General features: G+C 64.3%; 15 protein-coding genes. 3 read left to right on the forward strand and 12 right to left on the reverse strand.

The genetic code is table 11. The features are described from left to right. The first annotated feature begins 88 nt into the window (after window positions 1-88). Window positions 89-574 (forward strand): TspO/MBR family protein, encoded by a 486-nt coding sequence (locus tag AC2A1F_RS06660; protein ID WP_484207948.1) that lies wholly within the window; start codon window positions 89-91, stop codon window positions 572-574. A 13-nt stretch (window positions 575-587) separates the two neighbouring features. On the opposite strand, the gene AC2A1F_RS06665 is transcribed toward AC2A1F_RS06660, so the two are convergent. Next, the gene (locus AC2A1F_RS06665) at window positions 588-1223 is read right to left on the reverse strand and encodes an isochorismatase family protein (protein WP_484207949.1); all 636 of its coding nucleotides are present in this window, start codon (window positions 1221-1223) and stop codon (window positions 588-590) included. Window positions 1224-1333: 110 nt separating this feature from the next. On the opposite strand from AC2A1F_RS06665, the gene AC2A1F_RS06670 reads away from it, so the two are divergent. Then, window positions 1334-2104 (forward strand): enoyl-CoA hydratase/isomerase family protein, encoded by a 771-nt coding sequence (locus AC2A1F_RS06670; RefSeq protein WP_484208188.1) that lies wholly within the window; start codon window positions 1334-1336, stop codon window positions 2102-2104. 8 nt (window positions 2105-2112) lie between these two features. Here AC2A1F_RS06670 and AC2A1F_RS06675 read toward each other — a convergent pair whose 3' ends face one another. The 3 genes from AC2A1F_RS06675 to AC2A1F_RS06685 form a co-directional block, all read right to left on the reverse strand. Next, complete coding sequence (locus tag AC2A1F_RS06675) at window positions 2113-3090, reverse strand: quinone oxidoreductase family protein (RefSeq protein ID WP_484207950.1); 978 nt, start codon at window positions 3088-3090, stop codon at window positions 2113-2115. 66 nt (window positions 3091-3156) lie between these two features. After that, window positions 3157-6027: a CHAT domain-containing tetratricopeptide repeat protein gene (locus AC2A1F_RS06680; protein ID WP_484207951.1), complete on the reverse strand. Its 2871-nt coding sequence runs from the start codon at window positions 6025-6027 to the stop codon at window positions 3157-3159. A gap of 62 nt (window positions 6028-6089) precedes the next feature. After that, window positions 6090-7241 carry an FAD-binding domain-containing protein gene (locus tag AC2A1F_RS06685; RefSeq protein ID WP_484207952.1) on the reverse strand — a complete coding sequence of 384 codons (1152 nt, stop codon included), beginning with the start codon at window positions 7239-7241 and terminating at the stop codon, window positions 6090-6092. 113 nt (window positions 7242-7354) lie between these two features. Here AC2A1F_RS06685 and AC2A1F_RS06690 point away from each other — a divergent pair, with 113 nt between their 5' ends. Next, on the forward strand, window positions 7355-7804 hold the full coding sequence (locus AC2A1F_RS06690; RefSeq protein ID WP_484207953.1) for a DUF3429 domain-containing protein: 450 nt from the start codon (window positions 7355-7357) through the stop codon (window positions 7802-7804). 3 nt (window positions 7805-7807) lie between these two features. Here the strand turns inward: AC2A1F_RS06690 and AC2A1F_RS06695 are convergent, their stop codons facing one another. The 8 genes from AC2A1F_RS06695 to otsB form a co-directional block, all read right to left on the reverse strand. Continuing rightward, window positions 7808-9043, reverse strand: a complete 1236-nt coding sequence (locus AC2A1F_RS06695; protein ID WP_484207954.1) for an SLC13 family permease — start codon at window positions 9041-9043, stop codon at window positions 7808-7810. Next, a complete protein-coding gene (locus AC2A1F_RS06700; protein WP_484207955.1) occupies window positions 9040-10548 on the reverse strand; it encodes a malonate--CoA ligase in 1509 nt (502 codons plus the stop codon). The genes AC2A1F_RS06695 and AC2A1F_RS06700 overlap by 4 nt, the downstream gene beginning before the upstream one ends. Before the next feature lie 120 nt (window positions 10549-10668). After that, a complete protein-coding gene (locus tag AC2A1F_RS06705) occupies window positions 10669-11016 on the reverse strand; it encodes a hypothetical protein (protein WP_484207956.1) in 348 nt (115 codons plus the stop codon). Next, window positions 11016-11819: a hypothetical protein gene (locus AC2A1F_RS06710; RefSeq protein ID WP_484207957.1), complete on the reverse strand. Its 804-nt coding sequence runs from the start codon at window positions 11817-11819 to the stop codon at window positions 11016-11018. Before AC2A1F_RS06710 ends, AC2A1F_RS06705 begins: the two co-directional genes overlap by 1 nt. Window positions 11820-11829: 10 nt before the next feature. Next, window positions 11830-13497 (reverse strand): hypothetical protein, encoded by a 1668-nt coding sequence (locus AC2A1F_RS06715; RefSeq protein ID WP_484207958.1) that lies wholly within the window; start codon window positions 13495-13497, stop codon window positions 11830-11832. Between the two features lie 469 nt (window positions 13498-13966). Then, window positions 13967-15421: an alpha,alpha-trehalose-phosphate synthase (UDP-forming) gene (locus tag AC2A1F_RS06720; protein ID WP_484207959.1), complete on the reverse strand. Its 1455-nt coding sequence runs from the start codon at window positions 15419-15421 to the stop codon at window positions 13967-13969. Continuing rightward, a complete protein-coding gene (locus AC2A1F_RS06725) occupies window positions 15418-17217 on the reverse strand; it encodes a glycoside hydrolase family 15 protein (protein WP_484207960.1) in 1800 nt (599 codons plus the stop codon). Before AC2A1F_RS06725 ends, AC2A1F_RS06720 begins: the two co-directional genes overlap by 4 nt. After that, window positions 17214-17921, reverse strand: a complete 708-nt coding sequence (otsB, locus tag AC2A1F_RS06730; protein WP_484207961.1) for a trehalose-phosphatase — start codon at window positions 17919-17921, stop codon at window positions 17214-17216. Before otsB ends, AC2A1F_RS06725 begins: the two co-directional genes overlap by 4 nt. Between the last annotated feature and the right edge of the window lie 35 nt (window positions 17922-17956).

The following is a 17956-nucleotide window of genomic DNA, read 5'->3' on the forward strand; positions in this document are numbered from 1 at the left end:
TTACGACATGGTGGGAGTGGGATCACATTCCGCCAACGCGCACCTTTTGCGCATTGCCCAATGCCTCCCCCTACCCCATATGCGCATGATGCCCGAACCCTATGTCATCGCTGCCATTTTATGGGCTGTCATCCTTGGTGGGGCCGGCGGCCTCCTGACCGACATTGGTCCGTGGTACCGCAATCTGAAAAAGCCTTCGTGGCAGCCGCCTGATTGGCTGTTCGGACCGGCCTGGACGCTGATCCTCGGGTTGGCTGGATGGGCCGCTGTGCTGGCGTGGGATGGTGCGGTGGATGAAGCCGGGCGGATGCGGGTGATCACGCTGTTTGCGGTGAACTTCGTGTTCCATTTCCTGTGGTCGCCATTGTTCTTTGCCCGGCAAAGGCCGGACTGGGCGCTGGGCGAGGTGCCATTCCTGTGGGGATCGGTGCTGGCGCTTGCCATCGGCCTGCGCGAGTTTTCAGTGCTCGCCAGCTGGCTGGTGGTGCCCTATCTGGTGTGGGTCAGTTTTGCGGCGGTTCTGAACATCACCATCGTACGCCTGAACAAGCCATTCGGGCCGAAAGCGAACTGACCCGAACGCTGCCCTAGCGTTTCAGGCCGGACAGGAATGTCAGCGCTTCGGCCTCGGTCACCACGTCGGCATATTTGGCGTTCATGTCGAACAGGTTGGCCTGATGCGGGGCCGGGTGCCTGTCGCCGCAGGCATCGGCGATGACGGCGGTGCGAAAGCCATGGCTCATCGCATCGACGCACGATGCGCGCACGCAGCCCGAAGTGGTCAGGCCCGTCAACAGAACGGAATCTGTGCCCATCGCGGTAAGCGTTGAGGCCAGCGTCGTGCCGAAGAAGGCGCTGGGATATTGTTTCGAGACGACCAGATCATCGTCATGCGGCGCAAGGCCCGGTGCCCATGCGCCCATCGGGCTACCCTGAATGAAGTGCCGCAGGGGGGCGGCTTTCTCAAAGAATCTCCCGCCATCGATCGCGCTGGGATGATAGACCACGTTGGTCAGGATCACCGGCACGCCTGCCGCGCGGGCAGCGGCGCGGATGCGCAGGGCGCTGGCCAGTTCTGCCTCGACATCGGCGTAGAGTTCGCAAGCCGGATCGAAATAGCCCATGCAGAAATCGATCATGATCAGCGCGGGCTTCTGCCCGAAGCCTACCCGCCGGTCGTAGGCCTTCTTGTAACTGGCCAGCAGGTCTTCGTCGTCGCGCATTGCTTGTGGCTCTCGGCTGTCTGTGGTTTGCAAGGGCCGCATCGTTGGCACTTGCTCCCCCGCGCGGCAAGGGCCATGCGCAAAGTGCGGCAACTGATGAGGGCCTTTGCGTGACCTTGAGACTTGAAATGGACGGGCCTGCCCACGCAAGAATCGCGCGCCTGCTGATCGACCGGGCGGACAAACGCAATGCCTTTACAATGGCGATGTGGCAAATGCTGCCAGACCTGCTGGCGCAGGCTTCAGCCGATCCGCAGGTGCGGGTTCTGGTGGTGAAATCGGCCCATGGCGGCGCGTTTTGTGCTGGCGCAGATATTGCCGAACTGCTGTCCAACAAGGACGATGCGCCATGGCTGGCGGCCAATCAGCAAGCGATCAACCGCGCGCAGTTTGAACTCACCCGGTTTCGCCTGCCCACCGTGGCGATGGTGGAGGGCGATTGCGTGGGCGGTGGCTGCGGCATTGCGCTGGCGTGCGATATGCGCGTGGCCGGGCCGGGCGCGCGCTTTGGCATTACGCCGGCCAAGCTGGGGCTGGTCTATCCATTGCACGATGTGAAGCTGCTGACCGATCTGGTGGGGCCGGGTCAGGCGCGGCGGATGTTGTACACCGGCATGCTGCTGAGTGCAGACGAGGCCAGGGCCGTGGGGTTGGTGGAGGAACTGGCGCCAAGCGAGGACGCGCTGGTGGCGCAAGTGCTTGCCGCATCGCCCTTTTCCACGCAGGCGCTCAAAGGCTTTGTGCGCAACGTGCTGGATGGGCAGGCGGCCGACGATGCAGCCAGCCTTGGCGTGTTTGCCTCAGCCTTTGCCGGGGCCGATTTCCGCGAGGGGACAACCGCCTTTCTGGAAAAGCGCAAGCCGCAGTTCGGGCTGGGGTGAGCGATGCTTTACACAACCAGCACGGTTGATCCCGTGGTGCGCCGCGCTTCCAGATCGGCGTGGGCCTGTGCCACATCAGCCAGCGAGTAGGTCTGGCCCACGGTTACGTCCAGGGTGCCATTTGCGATCAGATCCCACACCCGCGCGGCACCGGCGGCGCGCTCAACCGGGTCTTCGTAATAGGCGTAAAGCATCGGGCGCGTGATGAAGAGCGAGCCTTTTTGCGCCAGCAGCCCAAGGGCAACACCGGTGACCGGGGCCGAGGCATTGCCATAGCTGACGATCAGCCCGCGCTTTCCGGTGGAATCGAGGCTGGCCTCCCACGTATCCATGCCCACGCCATCGAAAGTGACGCGCACGCCCGCGCCGCCTGTTAATTCGCGCACTGCAGGGGCCACGGCATCAGTGCTGTAGTTGATCACGTGGTCTGCGCCTGCGGCAAAGGCAACTTGCGCTTTGGCTTGGGTCGAGACAGTGCCGATCACGGTTGCGCCCACATGCTTGAGCCATTGCACCAGCAGCAGTCCCACGCCGCCTGCGGCCGCGTGGACCAGCACCGGCATCCCGGCCTGCACCCGCGCGCAGCGTTCAACGAGGAATTCGGTGGTGAAGCCTTTCAGGATTGCGGCGGCGGCCACATGATCGCTGATGCCATCGGGCAGCTTGAACAGGCTGGCGGCCTTGTAAATGCGGGCCGTAGCATAAGCGCCGAGTTCCGGGCCGAAGCTGGCCACGCGGTCCCCCACCGCAAGTTCGGCCACCCCATCGCCCACCGCCACGACTTTTCCCGCAGCCTCTACGCCAAGCCCGCTGGGCATGGCCAGCGGATAGATGCCGCGGCGATGGTAGGTATCGATCATGTTGAGACCCACGGCGGTATGTTCGACCAGCACTTCGCCTGCGGCAGGAGCGGGCAGTTCGACATCGGCCCATGCGATCACATCGGGGCCGCCCGTGGTGGTGAGCCGAACAACCTTGGCTTGCATGGGGGCTTGCATGGCGGCGTGCATAAGAAACTCCGAAAAGTGGTGCGCGCCGATATAAGGGCTGATCTACCGCCCGACCACCACGAAAGGTGCCCATAGCGCGGGATCGCGCAGGGCGGCATCGCGGCCTTTTGCCATGCCGATCATTGCGCGCTGAAGGGCCGCGGCGGGATCGGTGCCGCGCGCGAATTGCGAGAGCGTTTCGACCGATAGCCGCGCGGCCACATCATCGCGCACGGCCCAGTGCGATACCAGCAGATTGGCCGCGCCTGCATGGAGGAAAGCGCGCGCCAATCCGCCAAGGCCGCTGCCATCCACACCCGATCCCGCAGCAGTATTGCACGCCGAAAGCACCACCCACGCGCCGGTCAGGTGCAAATCCATAATCTCGTCAGCCGTCAGCAGGCCATCACTCTCTCCCGCAGGCGTCAGCACCAGCGCCGGTTCGTGCAGGCCATCAATCTCACCCGCCACAAGGCCATGGGTGGACAGCGCCAGCACATCGACGCCTGCCAGATCGGCGGTGCGCAGCGCGGCTTCGGTGGCCTGTTCCCCGGTCAACACTGTGCTGCTGCGCGCGCCGAGCGCCTGGCCAAGGGCAGCAAGTTCGTTGGCGCTGGCGGGCAAGGCGGGGAGATCGGCAAGATGCTGGGCGTTGGCGGCGGAGCGGAAGGGGGTGGCGCTGGCGAGCTGGATTTCGGCGTTCTTGTTTGGGCCAAGCTGCGGTGCGCCCAATGCCAGAAAGCCGCGCGGTTTTGCCTGCGCGTTCGTGCGTTTTGCCCAAAGCGTGGCGAGCGCGGGTAGGGTGATCAGCGCGTGATCTTCGATCAGCCAGCGCGGACGCTGCGGCGTGCCATTGGCCAGCACGGCAAAGGGCAGCGACGAGAACGCGCCGCCACTGGAAATCAGCAGCCGCTTGCGCTTGCCGATTACGCGCGTGATGGCTTCGGGAAAGACCATCGCGCGCAAGTCTGCGCTGGCACCGTGATCGAAAGTGCCCGGGTTTTCCAGCCCCGTGCGCAATTGCTTGACCAGCGCGGTGGCGCGGCGGGTGGGAGCGCTGCGCACGACGGCAGCATCGCGCCCATTGGCGGCGAGGACGACCAGACCTTGCGGGCCGGGGGCGACGATCAGCAGGGCTTCGTCTTTGTCCAGCAGCGCTTGCGCGGCGGGCAAGGTCAGGCGCTCGCTCGCCTCACTACGTACAAGATCGGGGGCCAGTTCGGCCAATTGGCGAGTGACGGCGTCGAGCCGGGCAGTTGCGGCTGTGCGTTCGGCCTCTACCCTAGCCAACCGATCGGCGGGCGTGCCAAGGGCCGCAAGGCGCAGTTGCTTGTCGAGCAGGGTCTGGACGGCCACGGCGGCATCCTGCCGTTCGCGCAGCAGCGCGGCCTTGGCGGGATCGAGCGCGGCCATGCGGCGGGCGGCAGCGCGGGCGGCGATACCTGCAGAGCCTTCGACCACGGGCTGGGCCAGCGTGAAGGCGGCGGCAACATCGCCCGCCACCGCAGCGGCTTCGAGCGCCCAGCCAAAGCCGGTGCGCAAGGATCGGTCAAGGCCGGAGCGGCGCGCGCCAGTGGCTTCCAGTTCGCGCAGGCGCGCGTCCAGCCCTTCGGCGGCTGTGCGGGCGCGGGTAAGGCCTGCCGGAGCATCACCGGCAAGCGCTTCGAAAGCGGCAAGGCGGGCTTCGCCGACCAGCGCGGCGTTGTCTGCCAGTTGCCCGCCCGCCTGGCGCAAATCCTGCGCGCCTTGCTGCACTGCCCGCGCTCGCGCCGGATCGCCTGCATCGAAAGCGGCGACGGCAAGACGGTCTTCGCCTTCAATCCGTTCGCGGTGGTGGGCAGGATAGCGACGGCCTCGCACTTCAGACACAGCGGCGTATTCAGCCAGAGCGCGCGCCGTATCCCCCTCTGCGGCCAGCGTCAGGGCCAGCGTTTCGCGCGCCAGCAGTGCCCGGTCAGCCTCCGGGCCAAGGTCCTGCGCCATCTTGTCAAACGCCGCGCGGGCCAGGTTCTGGGCCTCGGCGGTCTTGCCGTTGGCGGCCAGCACATTGGCCAGCGTGGCCAGATAGCTCAGCGTCTGCTGGCTTTCGCCAAAGCGGGCATAGGCAAGGTCCATGGCCTTGCGCGCGGCGGCCTCGGCCTCGTCCAAGCGGCCAAGGTCCATCAGCACGCGCGCCATCGTGTTCAGGTTGACCGCAAGGAACGGGTGGCCTGCGGGCAGGAAGCTTTCCAACAGCCCTTGCGTCTTGCGGCCTTCTTCTGCGGCTTCTTCAAGCCGCCCGGAGGAATAGAGGAAGGTCACCAGATTGGCAAAATGGGGCGCGGCATTGGCGGGGATGGGGGAAAGGCGGCGGTTGATGGCAATAGCTTCGCGCACGCTGGCAATAGCCTTGTCCGTCTCGCCATTGCGGATCTGGGCATTGGCGAGGTTCGACCATGCTGCCGCCAGATTGGAACTGGGCTGACCGGCAGACGTGGCGATGCGCCAATCGAGCACCTGCTGGCCCAGCGCGGTCGCTTTGTCGAATTCGCTCAGCGTCAGGTGCATGACGACTTGGGCATTGGCGACCAGCATGCGCCGCTCGCGCCATTCTGGCCCGGCGGCATCGAGCACGGCGGCGATGCGTTCAAGCCGTGCGGCGCCGCCCCGGACATCGCCTTGCAGGTAATCGGCGGTGGCCTGTTCGGCCTCCAGCCATGCAAGCTGCGGATGGCCTTCGGGATAGAGCGTGCGGCCAAAGGCCAGCACATCTTCAAACGCCTTGCGATAGGCGGCAGGATTGGCCGCTTCATCCAGCGCATCGGCAGCGGCGAACATTTCGTCCAGCTTTGCGCGCTGCTGTGGTGTGGGTTCGGCACGGGCGGGGGGGCTGGACGCAGCCAGCACCACAGCACCGATCAGCGCGCGCAAGGTCGTGCCTGCAATTCTTCCCATGGGCCTTCCCATGGGGCGAGCATCGCGCAAGCGCCCCCCGATGGCAAGGTTGCAGGTTGGTATCAGGCGTATTGCGGCAGCAGGTCCGGCACGCGGGTGCGCAGCTGGAAAAAGCCCTTGCGGCAATGGGGCCATGCCTGCCGATCCCAAGTGCGCAGGTTTTCGGTAAGGGTCACGCCTTGCGCATCCAGCGTCTTGCGCCATTCGGCCAGCGTGGTTGCGACGGGGCCGACCGGGGCAAAGCCGGTGGCGATCTGTGCGCAACCGTGCTGCTGGGCCAGCGCGGCGAGGCCAGCGGCATCCTCTATGGCCACAGCCTTGGCCTCCCAGTGTGCTTCGGCGCGTGCGGCGGCATCGGTCAGCGCGGTGCTGTCTGCCGCGTTGGCGGGCAAGGCGAAAGCGACGGCGCGCACCTCTGCCAGATCAAGCACGGTTTCAAGGCTGCAATCTTCGGGCGTGATCAGCACGATCGACGGTGCGGTGCGGTCCGGGCGCAGGGCCTCACGCGGGGGTGTGGGCGCGGGGTGGGCTGTTCCATCGGCCACATCGGCAGTGATGGCAAGGCCGTGCGCGGTCAGCTTGCCGCCGGTCATCGCCGCAATCCGGTCGGCGCTGGCAAGGTAGGTCTTGCCCGGCGTGTGCAGGCCCGCCACCCAGCGCCAGCTCAATGTGTTCGACGCAGGATCGGCATCGATCAGTCGGTCGAACGTCCACTTCGCACCCAGTTGCCAGGGCAGGCCAAGCGTGAAGGTCCAGATCGAGGCGACCTGCATCCGCGCCCAGTTGTGCAGGTATCCGGTATCGGCCAGTTCCTGCGCCCAGTGATCGAAGGCGGGAATGCCGGTGCGCCCGGCCATGGCCTTTTCCGCAGCGGCGATCAGGCCGGGCTGAGCCGACAGGCTCTCCACATCGGCAAGGTATTGCGTCCACACGGCGGGGCGCTGTTCCAGCCAGCCTTTCCAATACGTGCGCCAGAACACCTCGGCGATGAACTTTTCTGCCGCTTCGGCGCGGTGGTGTGCCAGCACGGTTTGCACCACTTCGTCTTCCGAAATCAGGCGGCGGCGCAGGGCAGCGGACAGGCGCGAGACATTATCGTGCTGGCCGCTGGCGCTGACCAGATTGCGCCGCGTGCCATAGGCCGTCCCGGCGCGCGGGGCGAAGGCGGCGAGCCGGGCCAGTGCATCGGCGCGGGTGAGGGGGAAGTTTGGCATAGTGCAACCCTACGCCTCGCTCTGCGCACTCACGATGTGGCAAGAGGGCCGTGTTGCCCGCACTTTCGGGAAGGCGCATCGCAGAAGCATCTGCTTGAAGGAAAATTGCGCGCATGTTCCGTTTCAATCTGCCCTTTCCGGTAGTGCTGCTGGGGCTGGCCGGGTGGTTGCCACAGGCCATCTGCGTGTGGCTGGTGATTGGCGGCGGCCCGCTGGGGTGGAGCGCGCTGGCCGCAGGATGCTTTTATGCCGCGCTGATCCTGTCTTTTCTGGGCGGGCTGTGGTGGATGGCGGGGCTTCTGGGCGGGGTGCGCAGTGGCGGGTTGTATGTCATCGCCGTGCTGCCAAGCCTTGTTGCGTGGGCCACGCTGCTGCCATGGATCGCAGGTTGGCATTGGCCGGGGCCATCGCTGGCGGTGCTGGGCCTGATCCTTTTGGCTAGCCCGGCGGTAGATGCCAAGCTGGCCCGCGCGGTAACGCTGCCGCCCGATTGGCTGCGCCTGCGGATGTGGATGGCGACCGGGCTCGGACTGCTGACGCTGGCGCTGGCGGCGGTGGGTTAGTCGCTATCGGCCAAAAGCGACAACGAACACGCCCCAAGCTACCAGAGGCCCGAGGCCCACCATGATGGCGGTATAACCCAGCAGCTTGTGCAGCATGATGGGGCGCTCGGCCTCGGGCGAATTGCCGACGATCAGCGCGCCGTTGGTGGAAAAGGGCGATACATCGACAATGGTATTGGCCACGCATAATGCCGAAATCACTGCCATGACCGACAGTTGCGATCCGGCAAGGATCGGCACGGCCAGCGGGATCATCACGCCCAGCAGCGCGGTGGACGAGGCAAAGGCCGAAACCACCCCGGCCAGATAGCACAGCAGCAGCACGGCCAGCGCCGGGGAGCCGACCGTGCCGATCATGTCGCTGACGGCTGCCAGCGTGCCCAGCCTTTCCATCAGGCTGACATAGATGACGATGCCGCAGATCAGCAGGATCGTGGACCAATCCACGTGTTTCAATGCGCCTTCCTGCGTGGCAGGTGCGACAACGGCCAGCGCAAGGATGACCAGCAGCGCCATGAAGCCGATTTCCACCCGGAACAGCAGTGCGCCTGCGGCCAGCGCGGCAAGGCCTGCCAAAGTCCACGCACCTTCGCGGCCCAACGCGGCCGGAAGTGGCGCGGGGGCGTGGTGCGTGATGCCTGCCATGGCCTCACTCCGGGCATGGACCGCCCAGATCACCAGCGCGATGGCGGCATTGAACAGGGCACTGGCCAGAAACAGGTAAACCGGGTTTGGCACGATGCCGCTGGCAGCCAGCACCTTGTTGGCGATTCCTCCATAGATCGAAATCGGCGAAAACGATCCGGCCTGTGCGCCATGGACGACAAGCAAGCCCATCATCAGCGCCGAAAAGCCGTGGGTGCGGGCAAGACGCAGCGCAATAGGCGCCACTATGGCAACCGCAGCGGGGCCAACTGCGCCCAGCGCTGTCAGCGTGCCTGCCACGATGAAGATCAGCGCGGGCAAAAAGGCGGTATGCGTGCCCAGCAGACCGGCGGCCCGCGCGACCAGCCAATCAATCGCACCGTTGCGGCTGGCAATGCCGAAGAGATAGGTGATGCCCAGCAAGGTGAGAAACAGATCGGCCGGAAAGCCCTCCAGCACATCCTTGACCGAAAGCCCGGCCACGAACACGCCAAGGCCGAGCGCGGCGGCAAAGCCGACCAGCCCCATGTTCACCGGCAGCCACACCGCAGCGATGAAAATGGCAATCAGGATGGCGACCGACAGGAAAATCACTGTGCGAAGAGACCGCCATAAGTTGTGCGCAGCTGGGCTTTTTGCACCTTGCCCATGGCGTTGCGCGGCAGTTCATCGACGAACACCACCGCGCGCGGTTGTTTGAAGCGGGCGAGGCGGTTGGTCAAAGCGGCCAGCACGGCGGATTGGTCCAAGGCCGCATCGGTGGCCTTGACCACGGCGACCACGGCCTCACCCAGATCGGCATGGGGCACGCCGATCACCGCGCTTTCGGCAATGCCGGGGATTTCGTCCAATGCGGCTTCAACTTCGGCGGGGTAGATGTTGAAGCCGCCTGCGATGATCAGATCCTTGGCGCGGCCAACGATGTGGACATAGCCTTCCGGGTCGATGAAGCCCAGATCGCCGGTGATGAAAAAGCCGTCGGCGCGGAATTCCTCGCGCGTCTTTTCGGGCATTTGCCAATAACCGCCGAACACGTTGGGGCCTTTGACCTCGATCACGCCGATTTCGCCCTGTGGCAGGACAGCCGCAGTTTCAGGATCGGCAATACGCAAGTCCACGCCGGGCAGGGGGAAGCCGACACTGCCGGGTTTGCGTGAGCCGTCATAGGGGTTGGACGTGTTCATGTTGGTTTCGGTCATGCCATAGCGTTCAAGGATGGCCTGGCCGGTCAGCGCGCTGAATTCGCGGTGGGTTTCGGCAGAGAGCGGGGCGGAACCGGACACGAACAGGCGCATCCCCGCTGCCAGATCGCGGGTGAAGCCGGGGTGGGCCAACAGGCGGCTGTAGAACGTGGGCACACCCATCAGCACCGAGGCCTGCGGCATCAGCCGCACCAGCGCATCGGCATCGAACCGGGGCAGGAAAATCATCGCCGCGCCGCTGGCGACCACGGTGTTGGTGGCTACGAACAGCCCGTGGGTGTGGAAGATCGGCAGCGCGTGGAGCAGGCGGTCCTGCGCGGTGAAGCGCCAGTATTCGCGCAAGGTGAGCGCGTTGGAAGCAAGGTTGGCGTGGCTCAGCATCGCGCCCTTGCTGCGCCCGGTGGTGCCCGAAGTATAGAGGATGGCGGCAAGGCCTGCGGGATCGGCAGGCGTGTGGGCGAAGGTCGTCGGCTGATTGGCAGCGGCATCGATCAGCGAGCCGCCAGTGCCGTTGGCGTCGAGCGTGAGCAGTGCGGGCAACCCCAGGTCCGCGCAGAGCGCAGACAGCGCCGCTTCATCTTGCGGGCGGCACAACACCAGCGCTGGCGACGCATCGCCAAGGAAGTAGCGCAATTCGCCCGTGGTATAGCCGATGTTCAGTGGCAAGTAGACGACGCCTGCCTGCAACGCGGCCAGCCACGTGAGCAGCGCGGTTTGCGATTTTTCCACCTGAACCGCCACGCGATCCCCCGCCTGCACACCCGCCGCCCGGAACGCATGAGCCAGTTGCGCGGCGCGGGCATGGGCGGCGGCATAAGTCAGCACCGCGCCGCTTTCATCAATCAGAAACGGCGCATCGGGCGTGGCATCGCAGGTGGACTGAAACAAGGAAAGCATGTTGTGCGGGGCAGGGCTGGCCAAAGCTTTCAACCTTTGCAAATGGTACGGGCGACCCGTCTTCTTTGCGGGACGATGCCCGGAAAGCAATAGCTCTAGAATAGCTGGTCTGGCGCGCGTTCAGCCGAGTTCGGAAAGCCGGGTGTGAAAGCGGAAAGCCCGTGTATCGGGCCCGTCCACCGGTTCGGACAGCAGCGGCCCAACCCATTCGAAGCCAGGGCGCGAGAGCATGTCTGGCCCGAACACTGCATGGGCAAGGCACACCAGCATGATATCGCGCGAAGATTCGAGGTTGAACCGCGCCGCCACTTGCGTGCCTGCCAAGGCTCTGTTCAGCAGTTCGTCACGGGGCATCGATGCGGCAAGATCGGGGTTGGCGGTGGCAATCAGATCCGCCATCTGCTGTGCCACCGCCGGAATCCGCTGGGCCGCAAAGGCCGCTGCCACCCCTGCCGAAATTTCCAGCATCAGAACATCACCCAGCCGCCATTGACCATGCCGGCCCGGATTTCGATTTCAAAGTCGGTCGCGCTGCGCGGGCCTGCGCGCAGCAGCGGGGTGCCATCGGTTCTGCTGCAGTTCAGCAGGCGGCCAAAGGCAATGGGTTCTATCCGCACATCCTCGTCGCGGAAAGGCAGGAGCTGCAGACCTTGCGCCTGGCTGCGCAGCATGGCGCGAAAGCCTTCGAGCTGGGCATCGGCGTTCTGGCCGATGGCGGCGCAAGTGTCACGGATACCCGGCTCTGCGGCATTGACCAGCGCGTTGCTGTCTCCCTGTTCCAGCGCAGAGGCTAGTCCGCGTAGCCAGGCGATCAGTTGCGGGCGGGCCAGCGCAGCATCGGCAGGCAGGCGCGAATTGCGCCAGAGCATGCCGGGCAGGGCCGAGCCCAGAAAGCGGCTTTCGGAGCCTGTGGGAAAGGCAGGTTCGCCCGGCACATCGGCAATCCGCCAGCGCGTTTCGGCCACGATTTCGCCGTTGACCTCGCCCCCTGCGAAATCTGGCGGCAGGCGATGCAATTGCACCCATGCCTCGGCCTCATCCAGTGCAGAGCCCAGCGGCTGGCCATCCGACCCCAAAAAACCGGGATTGCCCCCGCGCAGCAAGCTGGGGCCAAGCACAGTGATGCGCAGCCGGTTTTCGCCATCTTCAAGCCAGCGCCCGGCAAATTCGATCACGTTGCCAATGTTCGTGCCGGTCAACGCAGCAAGCGGCACATCATTGAGCGCGGCTGTGGCCCGCACATTCCGGCTGTCGGCCTTGATTGCGTACATGGCAGGTGTCCTAGAGTTTCACTTCGTAAAATGGCTCAGTCTCGCCGATCAGCGTTTCCGGGCCATATTTGCGTGTCCAGAAGAATACTTTGACCGAGGCGCTGGCTTCGACCGGGGTCAGGCCAACTGATATGGTCGATTCGGGCGGCTGGCCGATGCTGCCATCCCATTTGCCCTGTGTCTGGACGCCCCCGCTGACATCGGCCGAAATGTGAATGATCTTGGCGGCAACGATTTTGCCTTCCAGCTTCAGTGTGACCGCACCGGTCACCGTTGCAGTGCGGCCCACGACCGGGGAATTGGTCAGTTCCTCGTAGGCACCTTTCAGTTTTACGCTGCCAGACAGGGTGCCGATGATGCGGGCCGATAGCAGATCCTCTTCGTCGGAAAGGCCGGGGAACGCAACGCACAGGCCGAAGCTGACTTCAAGTGCGACATCGATGATGGTGATTTCCAGTTCAGCGCCGAAATATCGCCCGACCAGCGCTGCATCGGGCAACTGCTTTATGCCCCAAACCACCTTGATCTCGCCCGACAAGGCTTTGACCGAACCGCTGACCTTCCAACCGATCTGGACGCTGCGATTCAACCAGTTGCCCAGCTTGTCAGCACCATCGATGACCGATTTGGCCATCGAGATCATTTCCACAAAGTCCTTGAACGATGATCCCAGTTCCACACCATCGTGTTCGACCGAGATGCCAATGCCGGCCACATAGCCAAGGCCATTGTCGCTTTTGACCGTCCTGTAATCAGACCCGTTCGACGCCCCCGAAGCCGGGTCCAGCATTTCGACAGAGCCGTAGGTGTGGCTCGTATCGAACGTCCCTGCGCCCTTGCGATCGATAGTGCGGCCGATCTTCGCTTCCTGTTGGGAAACGTTGGTGACCATGCCGCTCTTATCGGTCACCGTGACCTGCTTGTCCGAAAGGCTGACCTTCCCGCCATCCAGCGCGACGCCACGGGAATCGCGGCTGGCAAATTGGTTGGAAAACTCGCCTTCCACTTTCGATTCCATGGTCCGGGTGGTGGTGCCGCCGTTCCTGTTTGTCGTTGTGGTTCTGGAAGCTGAGACTGATCCGCTCATCGATTCGGGAAAGCTCAGCTTCAGGATCAGGACTTTTTCGGGCAGAATCTTGACCGTGCAGGACAATCCGCTGACGGCCTGCGTGGAATTGCGATTTCCGCAGGTGTCCGAACTGATCGTGTAGGTGCGTGAAAGGTCTGTCTGCCGAATCAGCGCTGCCATAAAGGCCAGTGGTGTCAGGCTTGAACCGATCACCGGGTCTCTAATCGGCTTTGCCAGCACGCTGAACTCGCACGAGGTGCGCCCGCGCATGGGCATAGGGCCGGACAGGCCGGGGGGCAGGGGTGTGACGGACAGATCGGGGTGCGACTTGGCACCGCAGAATCCCGGGCCAGCCTCAAGCGTTACCTTGATCTTCTTCGGATCGCCTTTGCGGCTGCCTTCAACCGGGGCGACAAGCTGCAGTTCGATATTGCGCAGTCTGATCCGGCCGGAAATCTTGGCAGGCGGCACAGGCATCCCGTCAAACGGGGCAAGTGTGACGGTCTGAAATCCGCTGGCGGTCTTTTCCTTGATCAGCTTTCCCAGCCAGTTCTGGGATGTGAACCGCGTCCACAAGCTTTCATCCGGCGGCGGCAGGCTGATCGTCATCGCATTGAGATCGCACGGTTCAAGCGATTGTGGTTTGGGCGGGGCGAGGAGACCGGCGACGCCGCCTGGCGCTTGAAGGCGATAGGGGCAGGATTGCACCGGCGTTAACGGCGCAGGTTTGGGAATGGCACAAACAGCTGGAGCAGGCGGCGGTGCCAGAGGAGGGGCCGGAGGAGGGGCCGGAGGAGGGGAGGCAGAAGGCGGCGGGGCCGAGGCGGGTTGTGGTGCCGGTAGCAAAAGCGGTGTGGGCTTTGACGGATCCAGCAGTTTGAGCGAGTTGCCAGCCATGGTGGACCAGGTGCCTCCCGCCCCGGCTCCTCCAGATCGACCGCCGTATTGCGATGCCATGCCCCCGATCTCCCCTGCCAAGCCTGATCAGGCTACCTGCAAAGCTCCTATCGTGTAAAGCAAGCCGTGTTGCTGTGCGTTTGCGCACGCAATCGCACGCGTAAGTTGCTGCCGGATCGTCTTACATTGCCGGGTGATCGATCAGGGGTTGTTGGCGGTCAGCAGGGCTTTCTTCTGCCGCTTTGGCTCTATCAATCGCCTCAAGCGCATCCCGGAAGGTTTCCAGCCACCACATCACATCGCGTGCGCGCACATTGCCAATCATTGCCTGCCAGCGGGCCTTGCGTTCGGCCAGCGGCATGACCAGCGCGCGTTGCAGCGCGTCGGACAGCTCCTCGGCGCTATAGGGGTTGACCAGCAGCGCGTCCTGCATCTGTTCAGCCGCGCCTGCAAAGCGCGACAGGATCAGCACGCCCGGGTCTTCCGGGTCCTGCGCGGCCACATATTCCTTGGCCACAAGGTTCATCCCATCGCGCAACGGGGTGACAAGGCCAATGCGCGCGGCGCGATAGACGCCTGCCAGCACATCGCGTGGATAGCCCTGATTGACATAGCGGATCGGCACCCAGTCCAACCCGGCATGCGCGCCGTTGATCCGCCCAGCCAGCCCTTCCAGCGTTGAGCGGATGCGCTGATAGCTCTCCACCGCCCCGCGTGAAGGCGGCGCGATCTGCAACAGCACCACCTCCTTGCGCTCCTCGGGATGCTCTTCCAGAAAGCGTTCGTAGCCCAGAAAGCGCTCTTCCAGCCCCTTGGAGTAATCGAGCCGGTCCACGCCGACAATCAGCGAACGTCCCACAAGGCTGGCCTTTAGCCGATCATAGGCCGCCCGCGCGGCATCGCTGAGCGCCATTTCGCCAAACGCGCGGGCATCGATGCCGATGGGGCAGGCCACCAGCCGCGCGGTGCGGCCATTGCAGTGGACAATGCCGCTGTCATCCACCGTCGCGCCCATCTCCGCCTTCACGAAATCGACGAAAGAATCGAGCCACTCCTGTGTGTGGAAACCGATCACGTCATAGGCGAACAGCGTTTCCACCAGCGCGGCGGCTTCGGGCAGGGTGGCCAGCAGGCGGCGCGGGGGCCAGGGAATGTGCAGGAAAAAGCCGATGCGGTTGCGAACGCCCCGGTTGCGCAACTCGCGGCCCAGCGGGATCATGTGATAATCCTGCACCCATACCACATCGTCCGGCTCGATCAGCGGCAGCACGGTTTCGGCAAAGCGGGCATTGGCGCGTTCATAGCCACCGGCAAAGCTGCGTTCGTATTCGGCCAAGTCTATGCGGTAATGGAACAGCGGCCACAGCGTGCGGTTGGCATAGCCGTTGTAGTATTCCTCAACGTCCTGCTCTTCCAGATCGACCGTGGCAGTGGCCACGCCATCGGTGCGCTGGAAATTGATGTGGCCGGTAAACTGGCTGGTTACTTCGCCCGACCAGCCGAACCAGATGCCGCCATTGGCGCGAAGGGCAGCAGAGAGCGCCACGGCCAGCCCGCCTTGCGCCCCGCCACCTGCACTGACGCGGTTCGAGATGACGATAAGCCGGCTCCCCGAGCGAGTAGCGACCCCGCTCATCGGATTGAAGTCCATGGTTTGCTGAGCAACCCAGCGCAGTTGATAATGCCCACCAGCGAATAGGTCTGCGGGAAATTGCCCCATAGCTCGCCGGTGACCGGATCGATATCTTCGGACAGGAGGCCGGACCGTGTGCGTCGCATCAGCATTTCCTCGAATAGAGCGCGGGCCTCGTCTGTCCGTCCGGTCAGGTGGAGCGCTTCGATGAGCCAGAAAGTGCAGACATTGAAGGCCGTCTGCGGAAGCCCGAAATCGTCTTCGGTCGCATAGCGCAGCATGTGCGAGCCGCGCCTGAGGCCTTCCTCTATGGCGGAAAGGGTTGAAAGGAACCGCGGATCGTCCGGCGCCAGAAAGCGCAAATCGAGCAATTGCAGCACGCTGGCGTCCAGATCATCACCCGCAAAAGTGGCGGAAAGCCGCTGCGTTTCATCGCGCCATGCCGATGTCTCGATCTTTTCGCGCACGCGTGCGGCGCGCATGTTCCACAGCGAAGCGCGCTCAGTCAGACCCAGCGTGGCGGCGATATTGCCCAGCCGGTCACACGCGGCCCAGCACATGGCCGATGAATAGGTGTGGACCGATTGCCGCGTGCGCAGCTCCCACAGGCCTGCATCAGCCTGATCGTGGCTCAGCCAGGCCCGCTCTCCGACCTTTTCCAGTGCCTCGAAATCCTCGTGCCCGGCCAGACGGAACAGGCGCTGGTCGAAAAACGCCTGCGCGCTCGACAGCACGATCTGGCCATAGGCATCATGCTGTATCTGCTCATAGGCCTGATTGCCCACGCGCACCGGTCCCATGCCGCGATAGCCGGGCAGATCAGGCGCAAAACCCTCTTCCAGCCGCGCTTCGCCCAGCACGCCATAAAGCGGCTGGATATGCCCGCCCTTGGCATCGTCCACGATGTTGCGCAGATAGCCGAGATAGCCTTCGAGCACATCCAATGCGCCCAGCCGGTTCAGCGCTTGCACCGTGTAATAGGCATCCCGGATCCAGCAATAGCGGTAGTCCCAGTTGCGTTCCGACCCGGCGTGTTCGGGGATCGATGTGGTCAGCGCCGCCACAATCGCGCCGGTTTCGGCATGCTGGCACAGGCGCAGCGTGATGGCCGCGCGGATCACCGCGTCCTGCCATTCGAGCGGAATGGCAAGCCCGCGCACCCAGCCGCGCCATTCGGTGCAGGTGCGCTCCAGCATATCGTCCACTGTGCGCGCGATATTGCCGGTAAAGCTCTCGTCCGGGCCAAGGTAGAAGTGCAGCGGCCGCTCCAGCCGGAACGTGCGTTCCTGCGCCACCATGCCGACAGGGGCAGTGGTGGTCAGCCGCATGGTCATGGCGGGACCGGGATAGCGAATGTGGCTAGTGCCGCCGACCACGCCGGGCGATGGCTGCCCCCAATCGCGCGTAGCGCGCAGCCGCACGGTGATGCGGGGTGATCCGCTGACGGGACGGACAATCCGCGCAAAGGCCACCGGGCGGAAGGTGCGGCCCGAATGGCTATAAAACGGGCAGAAGTCGGTCACTTCGATGGCGTTGCCGTGATCATCCTCGTGCCGGGTTACAACGACAGGCGTGTTGCGCAAATAGCGCTGCTGCGTGCGCACCACACCATCCAGCGCGATGTCCCAAAAGCCGTTTTCCGGCGTTTCCCCGCCCACCAGCGCGCTGAACAACGGATCGCCATCAACACGCGGGACGCAGGCCCAGACAAAACGGCCGGCCTCATCGATCAGGGCAGAGACATGACAATTGCCGATGGGCCACAGCTCAAGGTTGTTCGGATTTTCAGGGCTGCTCATGATTCCAGCACCCCTTCCAGCCATGCCAGGACATGCTGCACGCCTTCTAGGCGGTAGTGCGCCGCGCTGGGCCGATTCGCTCCCACCAGCACTCCCCATCCGCCATGGGCGGTGGCGGCGGCAAAGCCCGGCTCGTCGGTCAGATCATCACCCACCATGATCGGCACCGTGCCCGCAAACGGCTCCGTTTCAAGGAACCGCGCCACGGCGCTGCCTTTATCGCCGCCCGGCGCGCGCAGTTCGATCATCATCTTGCCCGGCTGCAACTGCAGGCCATGGGCATCGGCCAGCTCTTCGGCCAGCGTCCGGCTCCATCCTTCCAGATGCGGGGCCATGCGATAGTGCATGGCTATGCCCAGCGGCTTGCGCTCTACCAGAATGCCGGGATGGGCTGCGGCAAGGCGGGCTATACTGGCTGCGGCATCGGCAAGGGTCGCAGGCGTTGCCGGAATGCTGCTGGTGCCATCGGGGAAATGGATTTCCTGCCCATGGCTTCCGGCGATCCCCACGCCCTTGAGGCCAAGCTGCGCCCGCACGAAAGCGGCTTCGCGCCCAGTCACGATGGCCAACCTGCCATCCATCCGGTTGCAGAGCGCCGCAATCAGCGCGCGCACCCGGTCTGTCACTTGCACCGCATCGGGCCGATCGATCAGATCGACCAGCGTTCCATCAAAATCAAGGAACAGGCTGGCCTGTGCGGGCAAGCGGGCTGGTGGCAGAGCACGTGCGCGTGCAAAAT

The organism is Novosphingobium sp. HNCC26BN242 (assembly GCF_057180525.1).